General features: G+C 59.3%; 21 protein-coding genes. 4 read left to right on the top strand and 17 right to left on the bottom strand.

The genetic code is table 11. The annotated features are described in order from the left end of the window. Nucleotides 1–79: 79 nt before the first annotated feature. A complete protein-coding gene (locus tag LPQ25_RS05060) occupies nucleotides 80–487 on the top strand; it encodes a MarR family winged helix-turn-helix transcriptional regulator (protein ID WP_002915102.1) in 408 nt (135 codons plus the stop codon). Nucleotides 488–495: 8 nt separating this feature from the next. Here the strand turns inward: LPQ25_RS05060 and LPQ25_RS05055 are convergent, their stop codons facing one another. Further along, complete coding sequence (locus tag LPQ25_RS05055; protein ID WP_004181081.1) at nucleotides 496–1,383, bottom strand: LysR family transcriptional regulator; 888 nt, start codon at nucleotides 1,381–1,383, stop codon at nucleotides 496–498. Nucleotides 1,384–1,491: 108 nt separating this feature from the next. On the opposite strand from LPQ25_RS05055, the gene LPQ25_RS05050 reads away from it, so the two are divergent. Both LPQ25_RS05050 and LPQ25_RS05045 read left to right on the top strand, forming a co-directional pair. Continuing rightward, nucleotides 1,492–2,694, top strand: coding sequence for an MFS transporter (locus LPQ25_RS05050; protein ID WP_015875122.1), 1,203 nt, complete (start codon nucleotides 1,492–1,494; stop codon nucleotides 2,692–2,694). Next, the gene (locus LPQ25_RS05045) at nucleotides 2,691–3,068 is read left to right on the top strand and encodes a hypothetical protein (protein ID WP_002915104.1); all 378 of its coding nucleotides are present in this window, start codon (nucleotides 2,691–2,693) and stop codon (nucleotides 3,066–3,068) included. Before LPQ25_RS05050 ends, LPQ25_RS05045 begins: the two co-directional genes overlap by 4 nt. Before the next feature lie 52 nt (nucleotides 3,069–3,120). Here the strand turns inward: LPQ25_RS05045 and rpoS are convergent, their stop codons facing one another. The 13 genes from rpoS to cysG all read right to left on the bottom strand — a co-directional run bounded on the left by rpoS (nucleotide 3,121) and on the right by cysG (nucleotide 14,345). After that, entirely contained in the window at nucleotides 3,121–4,113 is a 993-nt protein-coding gene (gene rpoS, locus LPQ25_RS05040; protein ID WP_002915106.1) for an RNA polymerase sigma factor RpoS, read from the bottom strand. 157 nt (nucleotides 4,114–4,270) lie between these two features. Continuing rightward, nucleotides 4,271–5,401: a murein hydrolase activator NlpD gene (gene nlpD / locus LPQ25_RS05035; RefSeq protein ID WP_014907019.1), complete on the bottom strand. Its 1,131-nt coding sequence runs from the start codon at nucleotides 5,399–5,401 to the stop codon at nucleotides 4,271–4,273. A gap of 125 nt (nucleotides 5,402–5,526) precedes the next feature. Continuing rightward, the gene (locus LPQ25_RS05030; protein ID WP_002915108.1) at nucleotides 5,527–6,153 is read right to left on the bottom strand and encodes a protein-L-isoaspartate(D-aspartate) O-methyltransferase; all 627 of its coding nucleotides are present in this window, start codon (nucleotides 6,151–6,153) and stop codon (nucleotides 5,527–5,529) included. Continuing rightward, a complete protein-coding gene (gene surE, locus LPQ25_RS05025; RefSeq protein WP_004142750.1) occupies nucleotides 6,147–6,908 on the bottom strand; it encodes a 5'/3'-nucleotidase SurE in 762 nt (253 codons plus the stop codon). Before surE ends, LPQ25_RS05030 begins: the two co-directional genes overlap by 7 nt. Then, nucleotides 6,889–7,938, bottom strand: a complete 1,050-nt coding sequence (gene truD, locus LPQ25_RS05020; protein WP_004185423.1) for a tRNA pseudouridine(13) synthase TruD — start codon at nucleotides 7,936–7,938, stop codon at nucleotides 6,889–6,891. The genes surE and truD overlap by 20 nt, the downstream gene beginning before the upstream one ends. Beyond that, on the bottom strand, nucleotides 7,935–8,414 hold the full coding sequence (gene ispF / locus LPQ25_RS05015) for a 2-C-methyl-D-erythritol 2,4-cyclodiphosphate synthase (protein WP_004181093.1): 480 nt from the start codon (nucleotides 8,412–8,414) through the stop codon (nucleotides 7,935–7,937). The genes truD and ispF overlap by 4 nt, the downstream gene beginning before the upstream one ends. Beyond that, entirely contained in the window at nucleotides 8,414–9,124 is a 711-nt protein-coding gene (gene ispD, locus LPQ25_RS05010; RefSeq protein ID WP_009485534.1) for a 2-C-methyl-D-erythritol 4-phosphate cytidylyltransferase, read from the bottom strand. The genes ispF and ispD overlap by 1 nt, the downstream gene beginning before the upstream one ends. A 19-nt stretch (nucleotides 9,125–9,143) precedes the next feature. After that, complete coding sequence (gene ftsB, locus LPQ25_RS05005) at nucleotides 9,144–9,461, bottom strand: cell division protein FtsB (protein ID WP_002915156.1); 318 nt, start codon at nucleotides 9,459–9,461, stop codon at nucleotides 9,144–9,146. A gap of 140 nt (nucleotides 9,462–9,601) precedes the next feature. Then, nucleotides 9,602–9,928 (bottom strand): DUF3561 family protein, encoded by a 327-nt coding sequence (locus LPQ25_RS05000; RefSeq protein WP_002915157.1) that lies wholly within the window; start codon nucleotides 9,926–9,928, stop codon nucleotides 9,602–9,604. A gap of 50 nt (nucleotides 9,929–9,978) precedes the next feature. Then, nucleotides 9,979–10,584 (bottom strand): adenylyl-sulfate kinase, encoded by a 606-nt coding sequence (gene cysC / locus LPQ25_RS04995; protein WP_002915158.1) that lies wholly within the window; start codon nucleotides 10,582–10,584, stop codon nucleotides 9,979–9,981. Further along, complete coding sequence (cysN, locus tag LPQ25_RS04990) at nucleotides 10,584–12,011, bottom strand: sulfate adenylyltransferase subunit CysN (protein WP_014907017.1); 1,428 nt, start codon at nucleotides 12,009–12,011, stop codon at nucleotides 10,584–10,586. The genes cysC and cysN overlap by 1 nt, the downstream gene beginning before the upstream one ends. 9 nt (nucleotides 12,012–12,020) lie before the next feature. Then, on the bottom strand, nucleotides 12,021–12,929 hold the full coding sequence (cysD, locus tag LPQ25_RS04985; RefSeq protein ID WP_002915160.1) for a sulfate adenylyltransferase subunit CysD: 909 nt from the start codon (nucleotides 12,927–12,929) through the stop codon (nucleotides 12,021–12,023). 9 nt (nucleotides 12,930–12,938) lie between these two features. Beyond that, nucleotides 12,939–14,345 carry a siroheme synthase CysG gene (gene cysG, locus LPQ25_RS04980; RefSeq protein ID WP_004217556.1) on the bottom strand — a complete coding sequence of 469 codons (1,407 nt, stop codon included), beginning with the start codon at nucleotides 14,343–14,345 and terminating at the stop codon, nucleotides 12,939–12,941. Nucleotides 14,346–14,592: 247 nt separating this feature from the next. Between cysG and LPQ25_RS04975 the strand changes: the two genes are divergently transcribed. Then, a complete protein-coding gene (locus tag LPQ25_RS04975; RefSeq protein WP_004174643.1) occupies nucleotides 14,593–15,639 on the top strand; it encodes an aminopeptidase in 1,047 nt (348 codons plus the stop codon). Nucleotides 15,640–15,711: 72 nt separating this feature from the next. Here the strand turns inward: LPQ25_RS04975 and cysH are convergent, their stop codons facing one another. The 3 genes from cysH to cysJ all read right to left on the bottom strand — a co-directional run bounded on the left by cysH (nucleotide 15,712) and on the right by cysJ (nucleotide 20,060). Next, nucleotides 15,712–16,446, bottom strand: coding sequence for a phosphoadenosine phosphosulfate reductase (cysH, locus tag LPQ25_RS04970; RefSeq protein WP_002915177.1), 735 nt, complete (start codon nucleotides 16,444–16,446; stop codon nucleotides 15,712–15,714). Between the two features lie 102 nt (nucleotides 16,447–16,548). Beyond that, nucleotides 16,549–18,261 carry an assimilatory sulfite reductase (NADPH) hemoprotein subunit gene (cysI, locus tag LPQ25_RS04965; RefSeq protein ID WP_014907016.1) on the bottom strand — a complete coding sequence of 571 codons (1,713 nt, stop codon included), beginning with the start codon at nucleotides 18,259–18,261 and terminating at the stop codon, nucleotides 16,549–16,551. Beyond that, nucleotides 18,261–20,060, bottom strand: coding sequence for an NADPH-dependent assimilatory sulfite reductase flavoprotein subunit (cysJ, locus tag LPQ25_RS04960; protein ID WP_004151065.1), 1,800 nt, complete (start codon nucleotides 20,058–20,060; stop codon nucleotides 18,261–18,263). The genes cysI and cysJ overlap by 1 nt, the downstream gene beginning before the upstream one ends. Nucleotides 20,061–20,154 lie beyond the last annotated feature (94 nt).

The following is a 20,154-nucleotide window of genomic DNA, read 5'->3' as shown; positions in this document are numbered from 1 at the left end:
TTTAATCAAAACGCAGAAAGGGTATAAAAAGGCGTACGAACGGCTATCATAGAGGTGACAGTTTTGTTACGGAGTATTCATGGAGTTACGAAACGAAGCATTCCACCTGCTGCGCCAGCTTTTTCAACAGCATACCGCCCGCTGGCAGCAGGCGTTGCCGGACCTGACTAAACCTCAGTATGCGGTGATGCGCTCGGTAGCGGAGCACCCCGGGATCGAACAGGTGGCGCTGATTGAAGCGGCGGTCAGCACCAAGGCTACGCTGGCGGAGATGCTCAGCCGAATGGAAGCGCGCGGCCTGGTGCGCCGGGAGCACGATCCGGCCGATAAACGCCGCCGTTTTGTCTATCTGACCGACGAAGGCGAGGCGTTGCTTAACCGTTCCATTCCGCAGGGCAATGAGGTCGATGACGAGTTTCTCGGCCGCCTGAGCGATGACGAGCGCGAGCAGTTCTCCCGGCTGGTACACAAAATGATGGCGCCCTGAACGGGCGCTTAACCGACCTTCTCGCGCAGGAAGTCAATAAATGCCCGCACCCGGGTCGGCAAATGCTGCGAGTCGGGATAAAGGGCATACACGCCCTGCTGTGGGAAATGGTATTCCGGCAGGAGCGGCACCAGCTCCCGCTGCGCCACCTTTTTGGCTACCAGCCATGCGGGCAGCAAGGCGACGCCGCATCCCGCCAGAGCAAAGCTCATCAGCGCCGTAGCGCTATCAGCAGAAAACCGCGGCGCGCTGGCTATCGCGAAATCCACCTCTGTCTGGTGATCCGTGCGCAGCTGCCAGCGCAGCGGCGTCGGCAGGCGCTCGTGAATAATCCACTCAGCTTGCGCCAGATCGGACAGCGTCTGCACCGGATGGCTTGCCAGCCAGGCCGGAGAGGCGACGGGCAGGATCGCGAAACTGGCTATCCGCGTCGCCCGATAGCGGGAATCGGCCAGCGTACCGAGGCGTATCGCCACGTCAAATCGTTCTGAAATGAGGTCGGCATGATGGGAGGAGGAGACGTGGCGCACCCGCAGCGCCGGATGACGACGGGCGAACGCGGCCAGCGCTGGAATGATAACCTGCGCGCCATACTCCGGCGTGGTGGTGATCCGTAGCTCCCCGCTTAAGCCGCTATGGCTGGCCCGCACTTCATCCTGGAGATTTTCCGCCGCGTTCAGGAGCGCCACCCCGCGCTGATAGAACAGCACCCCGGCGTCAGTGAGCCGCAAACGCCGCGTCGAACGCAGCAGCAGCGTCACCCCCAGCTCATTTTCCAGCTGCCGTACGTTAAAGCTGACCACCGCCTTGGTCTGCCCCAGCGCCGCTGCGGCAAGGGTGAAACTGCCGGCATCTACCACGGCGATAAACATGGTCACGCGCTGAAGATTAAGCATCGTCGTCCGGATGATTGTCAAAAATATTCAGACAGTATATCCCGATTAGTCCCGTTTATCCCTCGCTGCGGCAGGTTTACAGTAGCCGCCTGTCTGAGGGAGTGAACCATGACCTACCGCCACCGCGTTGCCACCGTTTTTCTGTTCGGTTTTTTTCTCGATTTGATCAATATGTTTATCGCCAGCATCGCCTTTCCGGCAATCAGCCGCGCGCTGGCGGTTTCCGTCTCGCAACTGGCGTGGGTCAGTAATGCCTATATTCTCGGTCTGACGGTCGTTGTGCCGTTCAGCGCCTGGCTCAGCGAGCGCTGGGGGGCGAAACGGCTGTTTTTACTCTCGCTGGGGCTGTTCAGCCTCGGCGCGCTGGCGGCAGGGCTTGCCAACAGCCTGAACGAACTGATTTTATGGCGGACGCTGCAGGGGATGGGCGGCGGGCTGTTAATCCCCCTCGGCCAGGCGCTGACGTGGCCGCTGTTTCAGCCGCATGAGCGGGCGAAGCTGTCGGCGGCGGTGATGCTGGTCGGCCTGCTGGCCCCCGCCTGCTCGCCGGCGATCGGCGGCCTGTTAGTCGAGGCGTTCAGTTGGCGCTGGGTCTTTTTCGCCAGCCTGCCTGTGGCTCTGCTAACCTTTGTGCTGGCGGTGCGATGGCTGAACGACACCCCCGGTCCGGTTCGCCCGACTCGCTTTCTTCCACTGTCGCTGCTGGCCGATCCCCTGCTGCGCTTCGCGATGCTGATCTACCTCTGCGTGCCGGGGATGTTTATTGGCGTCAACGTGGTGGGGATGTACTACCTGCAACGCGTCACCGGGATGGCGCCGGGGGCAATCGGTGCCCTGATGGTGCCCTGGTCGCTGGCCTCGTTTGCCGCCATCACTTTTACCGGCAGATATTTCAACCGCTTCGGGCCCCGGCCGCTGGTCGTCATCGGCTGCCTGCTTCAGGCGATGGGGATCATGCTGCTGCTGAAGATCGATGCGGACAGCCCGCTGGCGCTGTTGATTCTGGCCTTTACGCTGATGGGCGGCGGAGGCAGCTTATGCAGCAGCACCGCGCAAAGCAGCGCTTTCCTGCATACGCCTGCCGAAGAGATGCCTGACGCCAGCGCGCTATGGAATCTTAACCGCCAGCTCAGCTTCTTTGCCGGCAGCGCCCTGCTCGCCCTGCTGCTGAGGGTATTCCCGCCGGCCTACGCCTGGCAGGGGGTATTTATTAGCGCCGCCGTCATTACCCTGTTGCCGCTGCTGTTTTGCCTGCGGCTGAATAATCGGGCGATTATCCATCGCCTGCACACCACTCTGGAGAAGTCATGAATCCTTATCTGCAGGAAGTCCTTGATGCCCATGTCCTTATCGAACGCTGGTTAAGCCATGGCGAAGGAAGCGCTGAGGCGCTGATGAAGCGTTTTGCCGCCGATTTTACCATGATCCCCTTGAGCGGTGAGAAGATGGACTACCCAACGGTGAGCCGTTTTTTCCACCACGCCGGCGGCAGCCGTCCGGGGTTAGATATCGTAGTGGATCAGATGGAAATCATCAGCGAGTGGCACGACGGCGCCGCAGTGCTATATCGTGAAAGCCAAACGCTGGCGGATAGCAGCCAGAACGTTCGCTGGTCGACGGCGATTTTTCAGCAAGCGGAAGGGAAAATTGTCTGGCGCCATCTGCAGGAAACCCGCCTCGGCTAGCCCAAAGAAAAAGGCCCCGACTTTCGAGGGGGCCTTTTTGACAGAAAACGTCTTATTCGCGGAAGAGCGCTTCGATATTCAGCCCCTGTCCCTGCAGAATTTCCCGCAGGCGACGCAGACCTTCCACCTGGATCTGCCGCACGCGTTCGCGGGTCAGGCCAATTTCACGGCCCACATCCTCCAGCGTGGCAGCTTCATAACCCAGCAGACCAAAACGACGTGCCAGAACTTCACGCTGCTTGGCGTTCAGTTCGAACAGCCATTTGACGATACTTTGCTTCATATCATCGTCCTGCGTGGTGTCTTCCGGGCCGTTCTCTTTCTCATCGGCCAGAATATCCAGCAGCGCTTTTTCTGAATCGCCACCCAGCGGAGTATCCACGGAGGTGATGCGCTCGTTCAGACGCAGCATACGGCTGACGTCATCGACCGGTTTGTCCAGCTGTTCGGCGATCTCTTCCGCGCTAGGCTCGTGGTCCAGCTTATGGGACAACTCGCGCGCGGTACGCAGATAGACGTTCAGCTCTTTAACAATATGGATCGGCAAACGGATCGTACGGGTTTGGTTCATGATCGCCCGTTCAATAGTCTGGCGGATCCACCAGGTCGCGTAGGTCGAAAAACGGAACCCACGTTCCGGGTCAAACTTCTCAACGGCGCGGATCAGGCCGAGGTTACCTTCTTCAATCAGATCCAGCAGCGCCAGACCACGATTGCTGTAACGACGGGCAATCTTCACCACCAGACGCAAGTTACTTTCAATCATGCGACGGCGTGAAGCGACATCACCACGCAGTGCGCGACGCGCGAAATAGACTTCCTCTTCCGCGGTCAGCAGTGGGGAATAACCAATCTCTCCAAGATAAAGCTGAGTGGCGTCAAGTACGCGCTGGGTTGCGCCTTGCGACAGCAGCTCTTCCTCAGCCAGATCGCTATCACTGGGTTCCTCTTCTACTAAGGCTTTCTCGTCGAAAACCTCAATTCCGTTCTCATCAAATTCCGCGTCTTCATTTAAATCATGAACTTTCAGCGTATTCTGACTCATAAAGGTGGCTCCTACCCGTGATCCCTGAGCAAAGCACCTTCCACGGCACATCAACAAACGACGCCTGGACGATTTCCCCTGCCCTCTCTGCGAGAGGAACGTAGACACCGCCCTGGCGCCTGTTAGCTGATGCTTCGCTTATCCGTACTTTGCCAAATTATCGCTGCGGTAAGTACTGCAGCGGGTTGACGGATTTCCCCTTGTAACGAATTTCAAAATGTAATCTTGTTGAGCTGGTTCCGGTGCTACCCATGGTAGCGATTTTCTGCCCCGCTTTGACTTCCTGTTGCTCCCGAACCAGCATGGTATCGTTATGAGCGTAGGCACTCAGGTAATCATCGTTGTGTTTGATGATAATAAGATTACCGTAGCCGCGCAGTGCGTTACCGGCATAGACGACGCGCCCATCGGCGGTCGCGACAATAGCCTGTCCCTTACTGCCTGCAATATCGATGCCTTTATTGCCGCCTTCCGCGCCGCTAAAGTTCTCGATAACCTTGCCATCAGTCGGCCAGCGCCATGCTGAGATCGGCGAACTGGTTGACGTACTGCTTGCAGTCGGCTGGGTTGTGCTCACCGTTGTTGGTGCCGTCACCGGCGCGACAACCGTTGTGGTTGTGGTCGCTGGTTTATTATTAGGCAACATCTTGGTAGCACTCTGTTCACCTGAAGATTCAGAATACGTAATAGTCGGTTGTGAAGCAACCACCGCGGTCGATTTTTGTGCAGAAGTTGTGCTGGTCGTCGCACCGCCGCTCGCTCTTGCGCTGGCCTGAGAAACGGCGTTTTCGCCGGTGATCGGCTGGCCTGAGGCGTTACCGACCTGCAGTACCTGCCCCACGTTCAGCGCGTACGGGGCCGGGATATTGTTACGTTGCGCCAGGTCGCGGAAATCGTTGCCGGTGACCCAGGCGATATAGAATAGCGTGTCGCCGCGTTTTACCGTATAGGTACTGCCGCCGGTATAGCTACCTTTCGGAATATCGCCATATTTGCGGTTGTAAACGATCCGGCCATTTACCGTCTGTACCGGCTCCTGCGCCACCGGCGCCGGCTGAATGGTCTGGGTCTGCATCGGCTGAATCGGCTGCGCCTGAGGAGCGGACTTGACGCCGGAGGGTGGCGGCGTAATCAGCATGCCGGAGTTGGTGCTGGAAGAGGCGGCGCCGCCGGCAGAGCTAACCGGCGCAGGCGGATTATTGGTGTTGGTACACCCGGCCAGCCAGAGTGAAACCAGTGAAAGAGCCGCAATACGGCTGACGGTAAATTTGGTGCTTCCCGCGCTCATTTATCCCCCAGGAATATGTTAACTGCCAATATCTTGCTTACCGGGCGGCGCCCGGCCAGGACACTGAAAAATGTGTCCACCCTACGCCTAAAGTCAGGCAAAAAAAACCTGGAATAATCCGGGTCTCAGGCCAGCTCCCCCTTCACCAGGGGAACAAAGCGAACGGCCTCGACGGTATCAATGATAAATTCGTTGCCCCGACGACGGATCCGTTTGAGAAACTGATGCTCTTCGCCGACCGGCAGCACCAGCACGCCGTCATCATCCAGCTGCGCCAGCAGCGCGGTCGGTATTTCCGGCGGCGCCGCCGTCACAATAATGGCATCAAACGGCGCCCGCGCCTGCCAACCTTGCCACCCATCGCCATGACGGGTTGAAACATTATGTAAATCAAGTTGTTTCAGGCGACGACGCGCCTGCCACTGTAAACTCTTAATTCGCTCTACCGAGCATACGTGATGCACCAGATGCGCCAGGATGGCCGTCTGGTAGCCGGAACCGGTGCCGATCTCCAGCACCCGCGACTCCGGCGTCAGCGTCAGCAGCTCGGTCATCCGCGCCACCATATACGGCTGGGAGATGGTCTGCCCCTGGCCAATCGGCAGCGCGGTGTTTTCCCACGCTTTATGTTCAAAGGCTTCATCAACAAACTTTTCGCGCGGGACCAGCGCGATCGCCTCGAGGACACGTTCATCGACGATGCCCTGCGTGCGCAGTTGATTCAACAAACTTTCAACACGTTTACTTACCATTGCCTGTCAACCCCGACACGTTCCAGCCAATCGGTGACCACCTCATGCGCCTGATGGGCGGTTAAATCGACGTGCAATGGCGTCACGGAAACATAGCCTTCATCCACTGCCGCAAAATCGGTGCCCGGCCCGGCATCGCGCTTATCGCCCGGCGGGCCAATCCAGTACAGGGTGTTGCCGCGCGGATCTTTTTGCGGGATCACCTGGTCGGCCGGATGGCGGTTGCCGCAGCGGGTCACGCGAATGCCCTTGATTTGATCAAGCGGGAGATCCGGCACGTTGATGTTAAGGATCCGCCCGGTACGCAGCGGCTCGCGGCTTAAGGCGCGCAGAATGGTGCAGGTTACCGCCGCGGCGGTATCGTAATGCTGATAGCCGTTCAGCGACACGGCCAGCGCGGGGAACCCCAGATGACGGCCTTCCATCGCCGCGGCCACGGTGCCGGAATAGATGACGTCGTCGCCCAGGTTGGGGCCGGCATTAATGCCGGAAACCACGATGTCCGGACGCGGGCGCATCAGCGCGTTCACGCCGAGATAGACACAGTCGGTCGGGGTGCCCATCTGGACGGCGATGTCGCCATTTTCAAAGGTAAACGTACGCAGGGACGATTCCAGCGTCAGCGAATTTGAGGCCCCGCTGCGGTTACGATCGGGTGCAACCACCTGGACCTCGGCAAACTCCCTTAAGGCCTTCGCCAGGGTCTGTATCCCCGGCGCATGGATCCCGTCATCGTTACTCAGCAATATTCGCATAGTCACCCGTTGTATTGATAAGCTCCCTGACCACGCTGGTGGCGAAGCTGCCCGCCGGCAGCCAGAAACGTAGTTCAACGGTTACGTCATCCCACCAGTTCCAGCTGAGCTGCTGTGGATAGAGAAGCATCGCCCGGCGCGCCGCCTCGACTTTCTCCCGTACCAGCAGCGCCTGCAACGCGGTTTCCTCGGCGATCGCGGCCTGCTCGAAAGCCAGGGCGTCGCGCTGGCTTCCCCAGTCGCCGCTGCCCGGCAGCGTGGCCGTAATCATCAGTTCGCGGTTATGCACCCGCGCCTGCGAAACCTCGAGTTCTTCCGGTGTGACGACAAACCAGCTCCCGCGCCCCGCTAATTGTAGCGCATCGCCATCAACGACCTGATTAAATTCCGTTTTTTTTAATCTAATACTCACTTGCTGATTAAACAACGCGCTGCGGGCTGCCGACAACCAAAAACTGCGCTTATTGCGATCGCGCACTGGCGCGCCGCTCTCCGCCCAGCGCAGGGCGCCCTGCAGGTTACTGCCGCCAATGCCAAAGCGCTGCGCGCCGAAATAGTTCGGCACTCCCCGTTCAGCGATGGCCTGCAGACGCGTCTCCACGTCCTGGCGATCGCTAATCTCGCGCAGGATCACGGTAAACTGGTTGCCTTTCAGCGCGCCTAAACGCAGCTTACGCTTATGGCGAGCATATTCCAGTACCTGGCAGCCCTCGAGCTGAAATTTGCTCAGGTCCGGCATCTCTTTGCCGGGCACCCGGGCGCACAGCCACTGCTCGGTGACCGCGTGCTTATCCTTTTGCCCGGCGAAGCTCACTTCACGGGCGTGGATCTTAAGGAATTTCGCCAGCGCGTCGGCGACAAAGCGCGTATTGCAGCCGTTTTTCAGGATCCGCACCAGCACGTGTTCGCCTTCGCCGTCCGGGGCAAAGCCCAGATCTTCCACCACCAGAAAATCTTCCGGATTGGCTTTCAGCAGCCCACTGCTCTGCGGCTTGCCGTGCAGCCAGGTCAGTTGGTCAAAGGCGATCATTTGTCGGCCTTACGCAGCAGCGCAACCGCTTCGCAGGCGATCCCTTCCCCGCGGCCGGTGAAGCCGAGCTTCTCGGTGGTGGTCGCTTTCACGTTGACGTCGTCCATATGGCAGCCGAGATCCTCAGCGATAAAGACGCGCATCTGCGGAATATGCGGCAGCATTTTCGGCGCCTGGGCAATAATCGTGACGTCGACGTTGCCGAGCGTATAGCCCTTGGCCTGAATGCGGCGCCATGCTTCGCGTAGCAGTTCGCGGCTATCGGCGCCTTTAAACGCCGGATCGGTATCGGGGAACAGCTTGCCGATATCGCCCAGCGCCGCGGCGCCAAGCAGCGCGTCGGTCAGCGCATGCAGCGCGACGTCGCCGTCGGAGTGGGCCAGCAGCCCTTTTTCATAAGGAATGCGTACCCCGCCAATGATGATTGGGCCTTCACCGCCAAAAGCGTGTACGTCAAAACCATGTCCAATTCGCATTAAGCTTTCTCCTGGTGTCGGGAACGGGTGAGGTAAAATTCAGCCAGCGCCAGGTCTTCCGGGCGCGTCACTTTAATATTATCCGCGCGTCCGGCGACCAGCTGCGGATGGAAGCCGCAGTACTCCAGCGCCGAGGCTTCATCGGTGATAGTGGCTCCCTCGTTTAGCGCGCGAGTGAGGCAATCCACCAGCAGCTCGCGAGGGAAAAATTGCGGGGTGAGCGCATGCCACAGGTCATTGCGGTCGACGGTATGGGCGATAGCGGTTTTGCCCGGCTCGGCGCGCTTCATGGTGTCGCGCACTGGCGCCGCAAGGATCCCGCCGACGCGGCTGGTTTCGCAGAGCGACAGCAGGCGGCTGAGGTCGTCCTGATGCAGGCAGGGGCGCGCGGCGTCATGCACCAGCACCCACTGCGCCTCCGGCAACGCCTGCAGGCCGGCGAGCACCGAATCGGCACGCTCAGCGCCGCCATCCACCACGGTAATTTGCGGATGCTGCGCCAGCGGCAGCTGGCTGAAGCGGCGATCGCCGGGGCTGACGGCAATCACCACCCGCTGGACGCGCGCATCCGCCAGCAGCGCGGCGACCGCGTGTTCGAGAATCGTTTTGTTACCGATTGAGAGATATTGTTTCGGGCATTCCGTTTGCATGCGGCGGCCGAAACCGGCTGCCGGCACCACGGCGCAAACGCCCGGAAAAGTGGCTGCCATGTTGTAATCCTGGGCCTGGTTATCGATTGTTCTGCTGTTGCCCCGATGCCTGATTGCGTTTAGACGCATCCGGTACCAGACGATAGAAGGTTTCGCCCGGGCGGGTCATGCTGAGTTCATTGCGCGCACGCTCCTCAATCGCTTCCTGCCCGCCGTTGAGGTCGTCAATTTCGGCAAACAGCTGATCGTTGCGTGCTTTTAATTTGGCGTTAGTCGCCTGCTGGGCGGTGACGTCGTCGTTAACCCGCGTGTAGTCGTGCAGGCCGTTTTTACCGAACCACAGCGAATACTGTAGCCAGACCAGCAAAGCTAATAATAGCAGCGTTAGTTTACCCATCCTGCCCCCTGAAAAACGGCATCATCATCCCAAAACTCGCCCGGGTACGCTACCGGGGCGCGCGGACGATGCCGCGTAACGCGGGGACTGTACCATATTTTTGCTGTCGATACCCATGCTTGATTCATACCAGCAACGGGTTATCCCAACAGCCAGAGGAAGAGTAGCGCAAACATCAGCCCAACGGTCAGGATGGTCGCGCTGACGCTATAGAGCAGTTTGCCATTGAGCAGAGAGTGCAGCGCAATACCGACCACCACCGCCACCGGCATCAACGCAAGGAAGAATGGCCAGGTGTAGAGGAGAAAAAAGAGTGTATTACTGCCATAGAGAAGGAAGGGAATACCCAGCGCCAGCAGCCACGAAATAAAGCCCACGGCAGCGCCCGACAAAGACCAGGTGGTCTCGTCGCCGATCGCCGGAGGCGGTTCTGAACGAATAATACTGAGGTTCTGGGTATTGCGCATATCGAATCCTGTAGACCGGGCAACCGGCACCCCTCGATGCCGCTGCCGTTTCAGGATCTGATAATATCGCTCTGTTGCAGCAGGTCTAATAGTTGGTGCACCAAATTTGTTACCAATTGTTCACCATCCAGATGAATTTCCGCCTTTTCCGGTGCCTCATAGACCGAGTCTATACCGGTGAAATTGCGTAATTCCCCTGCCCGCGCTTTCTTATACAATCCTTTCGGATCCCGCGCCTCGCAGATGGCCAGCGGGGTATCGACGAACACTTCGATAAAGCGTCCTTCCCCGAGGCGCTCGCGCACCATCTGCCGTTCCGCACGGTGCGGAGATATAAATGCCGTCAATACCACCAGCCCGGCATCGACCATCAGCCTGGCCACTTCCCCGACGCGGCGAATGTTCTCTTTGCGATCCTCATCGCTGAATCCCAGGTCGCTGCACAGGCCATGGCGCACGTTATCGCCGTCCAGCAGATAGGTGCTGACGCCGCGCTCATGCAGGGCCTCCTCCAGCGCCCCGGCGACGGTGGATTTACCCGACCCCGAAAGGCCGGTAAACCACAGCACCACGCCGCGATGGCCGTGATGCTGTTCCCGCTGCTGTTGGGTCACAGGGTGGGCATGCCAGACGACGTTTTCGTCATGCTGGGCCATTATTGGCCTCCCAGCAGGTCGCGGGCGTCCCAGTGCGGGAAATGTTTACGGATCAGCTGGTTCAGCTCCAGCTCGAAGGCGCTGTACTGTGATGCCGAAGTCGATGCCTGCAGGTGCGGCTCGTTGACCATCCCGGCGCCGACGGTGACGTTGGTCAGGCGATCGATAAAGATAAGCCCGCCGGTCACCGGGTTTTGCTGATACGGATCCAGCACTAAAGGTTCGTCAAAGGTCAGCTCCACCAGCCCGATGCCGTTCAGCGGCAGAGACTCGACTTCACGCTGGGTCAGGTTGTTAATATCGACCTGGTAGCGGATAGCGTCGACGCGAGCGCGGGTCTTCTTGCCGGCGATTTTGATGTCGTAGCTCTGGCCCGGGGTCAGCGGCTGTTCGGCCATCCACACCACGTCGATGCTGGCGCTTTGTACCGCCGGCAGCGAGGCTTGCGCGTCAACCAGCAGGTCGCCGCGACTGATGTCGATTTCATCTTTCAGCACAAGGGTAATGGCTTCGCCGGCGGCGGCTTCCTGCAGGTCGCCGTCGAAGGTGACGATACGCGCCACGCTCGATTCGACGCCCGACGGCAGCACCTTCAGACGCTGGCCAACCTGCACGGTACCGGAGGCGACCGTGCCGGAGAAGCCGCGGAAATCGAGGTTCGGACGGTTAACATACTGCACCGGGAAGCGCAGCGGCTGGCTCTCGACCACCCGCTGGATCTCTACGGTTTCGAGGACTTCCAGCAGCGTCGGGCCACTGTACCACGGCATATTCGCGCTCTGGCTGGCGACATTATCGCCTTCCAGCGCCGACAACGGCACAAAGCGGATATCAAGGTTGCCCGGCAGCTGCTCGGCAAAGGTCAGATAATCTTCCCGGATCTCGTTGAAGCGCGCTTCGCTAAACTCGACGAGATCCATTTTGTTGACCGCCACTACCAGGTGTTTAATGCCCAGCAGCGTCGAGATGAAGCTGTGACGGCGGGTCTGGTCGAGCACGCCCTTGCGCGCATCGATCAGCAGGATCGCCAGGTCGCAGGTGGACGCGCCGGTGGCCATATTGCGCGTGTACTGCTCGTGCCCCGGGGTGTCGGCGATGATAAATTTGCGCTTTTCGGTCGAGAAGTAGCGATAGGCCACGTCGATGGTGATGCCCTGCTCGCGCTCGGCCTGCAGGCCGTCCACCAGCAGCGCCAGGTCCAGCTTTTCGCCCTGGGTGCCGTGACGCTTGCTGTCGTTGTGCAGCGAAGAGAGCTGGTCTTCATAGATCTGGCGCGTATCATGCAGCAGGCGGCCAATTAAGGTGCTTTTGCCGTCATCGACGCTGCCGCAGGTCAAAAAACGCAGCAGGCTCTTGTGCTGTTGCGCGTGCAGGTAAGCTTCTACGCCGCCTTCGTTGGCAATTTGTTGGGCAATGGTCGTGTTCATGGCGGCTCCTTAGAAATACCCCTGACGTTTCTTCAGCTCCATCGAGCCGGCCTGGTCGCGGTCAATGACGCGCCCCTGACGTTCGCTGGTGGTCGATACCAGCATCTCTTCAATAATTTCGGGTAGCGTCTGCGCTTCAGACTCCACCGCGCCGGTCAGCGGCCAGCAGCCGAGGGTACGGAAACGCACCATCCGTTTTTCAATCACCTCGCCCGGCTGCAGATCGATACGGTCGTCATCGATCATCATCAGCATACCGTCGCGCTCCAGCACCGGACGCTCAGCGGCCAGATACAGCGGCACGATTTCAATATTTTCCAGATAGATGTACTGCCAGATATCCAGCTCGGTCCAGTTGGAGAGCGGGAAGACGCGGATGCTTTCGCCTTTGTTAATCTGGCCGTTGTAGTTGTGCCACAGCTCCGGACGCTGATTTTTCGGGTCCCAGCGGTGGAAGCGGTCGCGGAAGGAGTAGATGCGCTCTTTCGCGCGGGATTTCTCTTCGTCGCGACGCGCGCCGCCGAACGCGGCGTCAAAGCCGTATTTGTTCAGCGCCTGCTTCAGCCCTTCGGTTTTCATGATATCGGTATGCTTGGCGCTGCCGTGGACAAACGGGTTGATGCCCATCGCCACCCCTTCCGGGTTTTTATGCACCAGCAGTTCACAGCCGTAGGCTTTAGCGGTCCGGTCACGGAACTCATACATCTCACGGAATTTCCAGCCGGTATCGACGTGCAGCAGCGGGAACGGCAGGGTTCCCGGATAAAACGCTTTGCGCGCCAGATGCAGCATTACGCTGGAATCTTTCCCAATGGAGTACATCATTACCGGGTTAGAAAATTCGGCGGCCACCTCACGAATAATATGGATGCTTTCCGCCTCCAGTTGCCGCAGGTGAGTGAGTCGTTTTTGGTCCATAACCGTTCCTTAAGCCAGATTGACCACCGAAGCGTTAAACCCCTCGGCGGATGATGTATGTTGAAACCAGGCGAGCTGCTGATGCAGCTGCACCACTTCGCCTACCACCAGCAGGGCGGGCATCGGGGCGTCTTTCGCCAGGTGTTCGAGTTGTTGCAATGTGCCGGTTATCGTCTGCTGATCGTCACGGGTGCCGCGGGAAATTACCGCCACCGGCGTGTCGCTGTCGCGACCGTGGGCGATCAGCTGGGCGCTGATTTCCGCTGCCTTCATGGTGCCCATGTAGATCGCCAGCGTCTGTTGGCTCTTCGCCAGCAGCGACCAGTCGAAGGGGGCGCTGTCCGGCTTATAGTGGCCGGTGACAAAGACGGCGCTTTGCGCATAATCGCGATGGGTCAGCGGAATACCGGCGTAGGCCGTCGCTCCGGCGGCTGCGGTGACGCCAGGCACCACCTGGAACGGGATCCCCGCCTCGGCGGCAGCCTGCAGCTCTTCTGCGCCGCGGCCAAAAATAAACGGATCGCCGCCCTTCAGGCGCACGACGGTTTTCCCCGCCTTCGCCGCCTCCACCAGCAGCTGATTGGTTTCATGCTGCGGCACCGAATGCTCGCCGGCGCGTTTGCCGACGCAAATAAGTTCGGCATCGCGGCGCACCAGCTCGAGAACCGGCTGAGTCACCAGATGGTCGTGGAAAACCACGTCCGCCTGCTGGATCGCCTGCAGACCGCGAAGGGTCAGCAGCCCGGCATCGCCCGGCCCGGCGCCGACCAGAATAATTTCTCCCGTCTCGCGTTCGGGCTTATCCAACTCATCCTGCAGCGCCTTTTCCGCCTCCGCAGAGTTGCCCGCCACCATCAGGCTGGCGAAGCGGCCGGTAAAGACGCGCTCCCAGAAGCGGCGACGCGCTTCGGTAGTCGTCAGGCGGGTTTTCAGATGGTTGCGCCAGTAGCTTGCTGATTCCGCCAGCCGACCGAGATTCGTCGGCAGCAGCGCTTCGATTTTTTCACGCAGAATGCGCGACAGCACCGGCGCTTTACCGCTGGAGGAGATCGCCACCAGCAGCGGCGAACGGTCGACGATAGAAGGGAAAACAAACGAGCACAGCGCCTGGTTATCCACCACGTTGACCAACCGGTAGCGCGCGTTAGCTGCCGCAAATACCCGCTGGTTAAGCGCCTCATCCTCGGTGGCCGCAATCACCAGAAAGACATCATCCACCAGCGAGTCGCTGAATTCCGTCGCCCGCCAGCTGAGTGCCTGGCGCGCAGCCAGATCGGCCAGCGCCGGTGACAGCGTTTCAGCGACCACCTGCACCTGCGCCTGGGCGCGCAGCAGGAACTTGATCTTACGTTCAGCAATCTCGCCGCCGCCGATCACCAGCACGGGCCTTTGTTTCAGTTCGGCAAAAAGGGGCAAGTAATCCACGGTGCAACAACTCTCTTACATTCAGCGATACTGCGACTATAGGGTGCGCCTTAGAGCAAATGAAATTACGAAATGGAATGAGTTGTGACACAAAGGAATAACGCGGCGGAAATACAAATATCAAAAAGTGCTTAACGCGCTATTTTTCCGCTATTTAAGAGCAATTGAAATTGTTTAACAGCGGTCACAGTTTCATACTGTACGCGTCAAATTGTCTTGTTCGTGTAAGGACCCCCTTATGTTTTCCGCGTTGTGCCGCCGTCTGCTTCCGCTGGCGCTCGGCACCGGTTTTGTTTTTGCCGCCGCCCCCGCATTCAGCGCGCTGGGCGACACCGCCAGTAGCCAGGCCCGCCATATCGCCACCGTCTTCCCGGGACGAATGACCGGAACGCCGCCGGAAATGCTCTCAGCTGACTATCTGCGCCAGCAGTTCGCCCTGATGGGGTATCAGAGCGACGTGCGAAGCTTCAATACCCGCTATATCTATACCGACAGCAATCAGCGCAAGAACTGGCATAACGCCACCGGCAGTACGGTGATCGCCGCCCATGAAGGTAAAGTGCGCCAGCAGATTATTATCATGGCACACCTCGACACCTATGCGCCGCAGAGCGATAAAGACGTGGAGAACAACCTCGGCGGCCTGACGCTGCAGGGCATCGACGACAACGCGATGGGACTTGGCGTATTGCTGGAGCTGGCGGAGCATTTAAAGAACGTCCCTACCCGCTATGGCATCCGCTTTATCGCCACCAGCGGTGAAGAGGAAGGCCGTCTCGGTGCGCAAAACCTGCTGCAGCGGATGAGCGAAGCGGAAAAGAAAAATACCCTGCTGGTGATCAATCTCGATAATCTGGTGGTGGGCGATAAGCTTTACTTCAACAGCGGCCGCAGCACGCCGGCCTCGGTGCGCAAGCTGACCCGCGACCGTGCGCTGGCTATCGCTCGCAGCAAGGGCATCGCCGCCTACACCAACCCGGGACTCAACCCGGCTTATCCGAAAGGCACCAGCTGCTGCAATGACGCCAGCGTCTTCGACAACGCCGGGATCCCGGTGCTGTCGGTCGAGGCGACTAACTGGTCACTCGGCAAAAAAGATGGCTATCAGCAGCGGAGCAAATCGGCCAGTTTCCCGCAGGGAACCAGTTGGCATGACGTCCAGCTGGATAATCAGCAGTATATCGACCACGCGCTGCCGGGGCGCATCGAACACCGCGGACGCGAGGTAGTGAAAGTCATGCTGCCGCTGGTGAAAGAGCTGGCGAAGGTGGAGAAGAAAAGCTAATACGCACAAAAGAACGCGCGGTATCGCCCGCGTGTTCTTTTTAAATTATCACTCAGAGGAAGAGCTAACAGCTTAACCCTCGTGCAATCCGCACTCGCGTTTAAGCCCGAAGAACCGGGTCTCTTCTTCTGCCATGCCCGGCTCCCATTTGCGGGTGGTGTGGGTATCGCCTACCGAGAGATAGCCCTGATCCCACAGCGGGTGGTACTTCAGCCCGTGCTTTTGCAGGTACTGATACACCGTCCGGTTATCCCAGTCGATAATCGGTAGCACCTTGAACACCCCGCGCTGGACCGCCAGCACCGGAAGCGTAGCCCGGCTGCCCGACTGCTCGCGGCGCAGACCGGCAAACCACGTCTGCGCGTTGAGCTCTTTCAGCGCCCGGTTCATCGGCTCAACCTTGTTGATCTCATTGTATTTCTCAATGCCCTCAACGCCCTGCTCCCACAGCTTGCCGTAGCGCGCCTCCTGCCAGGCCGCGCTTTCAGCCGCGCGGTAGACCTTCAGGTTCAGCTTGAGCTTGTCCGTCAGCTCGTCAATAAATTGATAGGTTTCCGGGAACAGGTAGCCGGTATCGGTGAGGATCACCGGAATATCCGGGCGGATCTGATTCACCAGATGCAAACTGACCGCCGCCTGAATGCCAAAGCTCGACGACAGCACATAGTTTCCCGGCAGATTTTCCAGCGCCCACGCCACACGCCCTTCGGCGTCAAGCTTTTCCAGTTGGGCGTTGGTTTCCGCGAGTGCCAGAATGCGTTCCACTTTCGGCAATGCATTAAGCGCGTTTAGATCGAGTACGGACATATGAACCTCGTTTGCCTGTTTTGCCGGACGACACTGCGTTCGTCCGGCCTACGGGTTTCGCTGGCCCGGATCGCTACGCGCCACCGGGCACCAACCAGGATGTTATTCCCAGAAATCGCGGGCTGGGTCGAGCACCGGGCGAATGATGCCCGCACGCACCGTAAAATCGCCGAAGCCTTCACCCGCTTCGCGCTCTTTCGCCCAGCGCCCTACCAGTTCGTCTAGCGAGTCGAGAATTTCCGACTCGGTAATATTCTCACGGTACATCCGCGGGATGCGGGTGCCGTTGCGGTTACCGCCGATGTGCAGGTTATAGCGGCCCGGCGCTTTGCCCACCAGTCCCACTTCCGCCAGCATCGCGCGGCCGCAGCCGTTCGGGCAGCCGGTGACGCGGGTGACGATATGCTCATCGCTCACGCCGTGCTTGCTCATCAGCCCTTCCACCTTGTCGATAAACGACGGCAGGAAACGCTCGGCTTCCGCCATCGCCAGCGGGCAGGTCGGGAAGGAGACGCAGGCCATCGAGTTTTCGCGCTGCGGGGTGACGGCATTCATCAGGCCATGATCCCGCGCGAGCTTCTCGATCCGCACCTTCTGATCTTCCGGTACGCTGGCGACAATCAGGTTCTGGTTAGCGGTGATGCGGAATTCGCCTTGATGGACCTTAGCAATCTCCAGCAGGCCAGTCTTCAGCGGACGACCCGGATAATCGAGAATGCGGCCGTTTTCAATAAACAGCGTCAGGTGCCACTTATCATCAATCCCCTTCACCCAGCCGATGCGATCGCCGCGGCCGGTAAATTCGTACGGGCGGATCGGCTCAAACTTAATGCCTGCCCGGCGCTCCACTTCCGCTTTGAAGGTTTCGACACCGACGCGCTCAAGGGTGTACTTGGTTTTCGCATTCTTACGGTCGGTACGGTTGCCCCAGTCGCGCTGGGTGGTCACAACCGCTTCCGCCACCGCCAGAGTATGCTCCAGCGGCAGATAACCGAATTCGCTCGCCGTGCGGGCGTAGGTTTTTTTGTTACCATGTTCGATAGAGAGACCGCCGCCCACCAGCAGGTTAAAGCCCACCAGCTTGCCGTTTTCGGCGATCGCCACGAAGTTCATGTCGTTGGCGTGCAGATCGATATCGTTCTGCGGCGGGATCACCACCGTGGTTTTAAACTTACGCGGCAGATAGGTCTGGCCGAGGATCGGCTCTTCGTCGGTAGTGGCGACCTTTTTCTGATCCAGCCAGATCTCGGCATAAGCGCGGGTACGCGGCAGCAGATGCTCGGAGATCTTTTTCGCCCACTCGTAGGCCTCAGCGTGCAGCTGCGACTCGTAGGGGTTGGAGGTGCACAGCACGTTACGGTTCATATCGTTGGCGGTGGCCAGCGCGTCCAGCCCCACCGAGTGCAGCATCTGATGCACCGGCTTGACGTTCTTTTTCAGAATGCCGTGGAACTGAAAGGTCTGCCGGTTGGTCAGGCGAATACTGCCGTAAATGGTGTTCTCAGCGGCAAACTTATCGATCGCCTTCCACTGGGTGGTGGTGATCACCCCGCCCGGCAGACGGCAGCGGAGCAGCATCGCATGACGCGGCTCCAGCTTCTGGGCGGCGCGCTCCGCGCGGATATCGCGATCGTCCTGCTGGTACATGCCGTGGAAACGGATCAGCAGGAAGTTATCGCCTTTAAAACCGCCGGTCAGACCGTCGTTTAAATCTTCCGCAATGGTGCCGCGCAGGTAGTTGCTCTCAAGCTTCATGCGCTCGGCATCGCTCAGTTTACCTTCGACCACTAAAGGCCCCGGATGTTTTTCGCTCATTAGTAGACATCTCGCTGATAACGGCGCTCAACGCGCAGCTCACTTAAAAATTCGTCCGCCGCTTCGGCGTCCATCGCGCCGTATTCGGCAATCACTTCCAGTAAGGTGTTTTCCACGTCCTTCGCCATACGATTGGCGTCGCCGCAGACATAAATGTGGGCGCCGTCATTGATCCAGCGCCACAGCTCGGCCCCCTGCTCGCGCAGTTTGTCCTGCACATAGATTTTTTGTTGTTGATCGCGAGACCAGGCCAGATCGATACGGGTCAGCAGACCTTCCTTCACATAGCTCTGCCACTCCACCTGATAGAGGAAATCTTCGGTGAAGTGCGGGTTGCCGAAGAACAACCAGTTCTTGCCTTGCGCTCCGTCCGCAGCGCGCTGCTGCATAAAGGCGCGGAACGGCGCAATACCGGTGCCCGGGCCAATCATGATCACCGGGGTCTCCGGGTTGGCTGGCAGACGGAAGTTGTCGTTGTGTTCGATAAAGACACGGACTTCGCCATCCTCTTCCACGCGGTCGGCGAGGAAGCTGGAGGCGCCGCCAGCCCGGGCGCGGCCTTCAATTTCATAGCGCACCACGCCCACGGTGACATGCACCTCGCTCTCCACTTCCGCCTGTGAGGAAGCAATGGAGTACAGGCGCGGCGTCAGCGGACGCAGCAGACCGATTAACGCCTCAGCGTCCAGCTGCGCCGGAGAGAAACGGACCATATCGACGATCGGCGTCGCGGCGGCATACTGCTGCAACTGAGCTTTATCGCCCACCAGCGGCAGCAGCGATTCGCTGCGCGTCAGGGTGGCGTAGTTTTCAACGATAGTCGCGGTGTTAACCGTCAGCTCAAAATGCCACTGCAGGGCTTCCGACAGCGGCAGAGTTTTGCCCTCAACGGTCACCGGCTCGTCGCCTTTCAGCCACAGCAGCTCCACCAGCTCTTTCACCAGCTGAGGATCGTTCTGGTACCAGACGCCCAGGGCGTCGCCCGGCTGATAGCGCAGACCGGAATCACCGAGGTCTATTTCGATATGGCGCACATCTTTTTCTGAATTGCGGCCGGTGATTTTCTGATTGACCGACAGGGTCGCCGTCAGGGGCGCTTCTTTGGTATATGGGCTGGTGTGAATATCGTTCACCGCGCCGCTGGTGGCCAGCTGAGCGGGCGCAGCGACCGGCGCACGGGCCTTCAGCGCCTCAACCACGCGCGCGCGCCATTCAGCGGCCGCGGCCTGATATTCAACGTCGGCATCAACGCGATCGAGCAGACGTTCCGCGCCGAGCTCGGCCAGCTTGTTGTCGAAATCTTTGCCGGACTGACAGAAAAATTCATAAGAGGTATCGCCGAGACCAAAGACGGCGAACGCAGTCCCGTCCAGCTTCGGCGCTTTCTTAGAGAACAGGAACTTATGCAATGCGACCGCTTCTTCCGGCGGCTCTCCTTCCCCCTGGGTGGACGTCACTACCACCAGCAGTTTTTCCGCAGCAATTTGTTTGAATTTATAATCGCCTGCATTCACCAGCTTCACGTTCAGCTTCGCCGCCAGCAGATCGTCACGCAGCGCTTCGGCGACGCGGCGGGCGTTGCCGGTTTGCGAGGCGGAAATCAGCGTGATCGTCGGTACCTCGGCGGCCGGGGCGGGGGCGGCTACCGCCGCGCCGGACTGCTGATTCAGCACGCCCCAGAAATAGCCAGATACCCAGGCGAGCTGAGTGGGCGTGAAGTCAGTGGTGGCCGCCTGAAGGCGCGCCAGTTGCTCCGGGTTGAGCGGCAGCAAGTTGGAAGGTGGGGCCTGTGTCGTCATGCGTCGTTTGTTCCAGTAAGCAAAGCTGTTATTCGCACCCTGTCAGCGCGACAAAAACAGAAGAGAATAGAAGGTTAACGGCGGGCATAGTAAC

It is taken from the genome of Klebsiella sp. KPN54798 (genome assembly GCF_021184225.1).
Classification (GTDB): Bacteria; Pseudomonadota; Gammaproteobacteria; order Enterobacterales; family Enterobacteriaceae; genus Klebsiella; species Klebsiella pneumoniae.
This window is presented reverse-complemented; position numbering and strand designations above follow the sequence as displayed.

Bases quoted from the DNA above. Each gene is read 5' to 3' on its own strand.
- surE (WP_004142750.1), bottom strand. From the start codon at position 6,908: ATGCGAATATTGCTGAGTAACGATGACGGGATCCATGCGCCGGGGATA.
- LPQ25_RS05055 (WP_004181081.1), bottom strand. From the start codon at position 1,383: ATGCTTAATCTTCAGCGCGTGACCATGTTTATCGCCGTGGTAGATGCC.
- cysJ (WP_004151065.1), bottom strand. From the start codon at position 20,060: ATGACGACACAGGCCCCACCTTCCAACTTGCTGCCGCTCAACCCGGAG.
- LPQ25_RS05030 (WP_002915108.1), bottom strand. From the start codon at position 6,153: ATGGTAAGTAAACGTGTTGAAAGTTTGTTGAATCAACTGCGCACGCAG.
- truD (WP_004185423.1), bottom strand. From the start codon at position 7,938: ATGATCGCCTTTGACCAACTGACCTGGCTGCACGGCAAGCCGCAGAGC.
- LPQ25_RS05045 (WP_002915104.1), top strand. From the start codon at position 2,691: ATGAATCCTTATCTGCAGGAAGTCCTTGATGCCCATGTCCTTATCGAA.
- LPQ25_RS05000 (WP_002915157.1), bottom strand. From the start codon at position 9,928: ATGCGCAATACCCAGAACCTCAGTATTATTCGTTCAGAACCGCCTCCG.
- cysD (WP_002915160.1), bottom strand. From the start codon at position 12,929: ATGGACCAAAAACGACTCACTCACCTGCGGCAACTGGAGGCGGAAAGC.
- cysH (WP_002915177.1), bottom strand. From the start codon at position 16,446: ATGTCCGTACTCGATCTAAACGCGCTTAATGCATTGCCGAAAGTGGAA.
- LPQ25_RS05050 (WP_015875122.1), top strand. From the start codon at position 1,492: ATGACCTACCGCCACCGCGTTGCCACCGTTTTTCTGTTCGGTTTTTTT.
- cysI (WP_014907016.1), bottom strand. From the start codon at position 18,261: ATGAGCGAAAAACATCCGGGGCCTTTAGTGGTCGAAGGTAAACTGAGC.
- ftsB (WP_002915156.1), bottom strand. From the start codon at position 9,461: ATGGGTAAACTAACGCTGCTATTATTAGCTTTGCTGGTCTGGCTACAG.
- cysN (WP_014907017.1), bottom strand. From the start codon at position 12,011: ATGAACACGACCATTGCCCAACAAATTGCCAACGAAGGCGGCGTAGAA.
- LPQ25_RS04975 (WP_004174643.1), top strand. From the start codon at position 14,593: ATGTTTTCCGCGTTGTGCCGCCGTCTGCTTCCGCTGGCGCTCGGCACC.
- LPQ25_RS05060 (WP_002915102.1), top strand. From the start codon at position 80: ATGGAGTTACGAAACGAAGCATTCCACCTGCTGCGCCAGCTTTTTCAA.
- nlpD (WP_014907019.1), bottom strand. From the start codon at position 5,401: ATGAGCGCGGGAAGCACCAAATTTACCGTCAGCCGTATTGCGGCTCTT.
- rpoS (WP_002915106.1), bottom strand. From the start codon at position 4,113: ATGAGTCAGAATACGCTGAAAGTTCATGATTTAAATGAAGACGCGGAA.
- ispD (WP_009485534.1), bottom strand. From the start codon at position 9,124: ATGGCAGCCACTTTTCCGGGCGTTTGCGCCGTGGTGCCGGCAGCCGGT.
- ispF (WP_004181093.1), bottom strand. From the start codon at position 8,414: ATGCGAATTGGACATGGTTTTGACGTACACGCTTTTGGCGGTGAAGGC.
- cysC (WP_002915158.1), bottom strand. From the start codon at position 10,584: ATGGCCCAGCATGACGAAAACGTCGTCTGGCATGCCCACCCTGTGACC.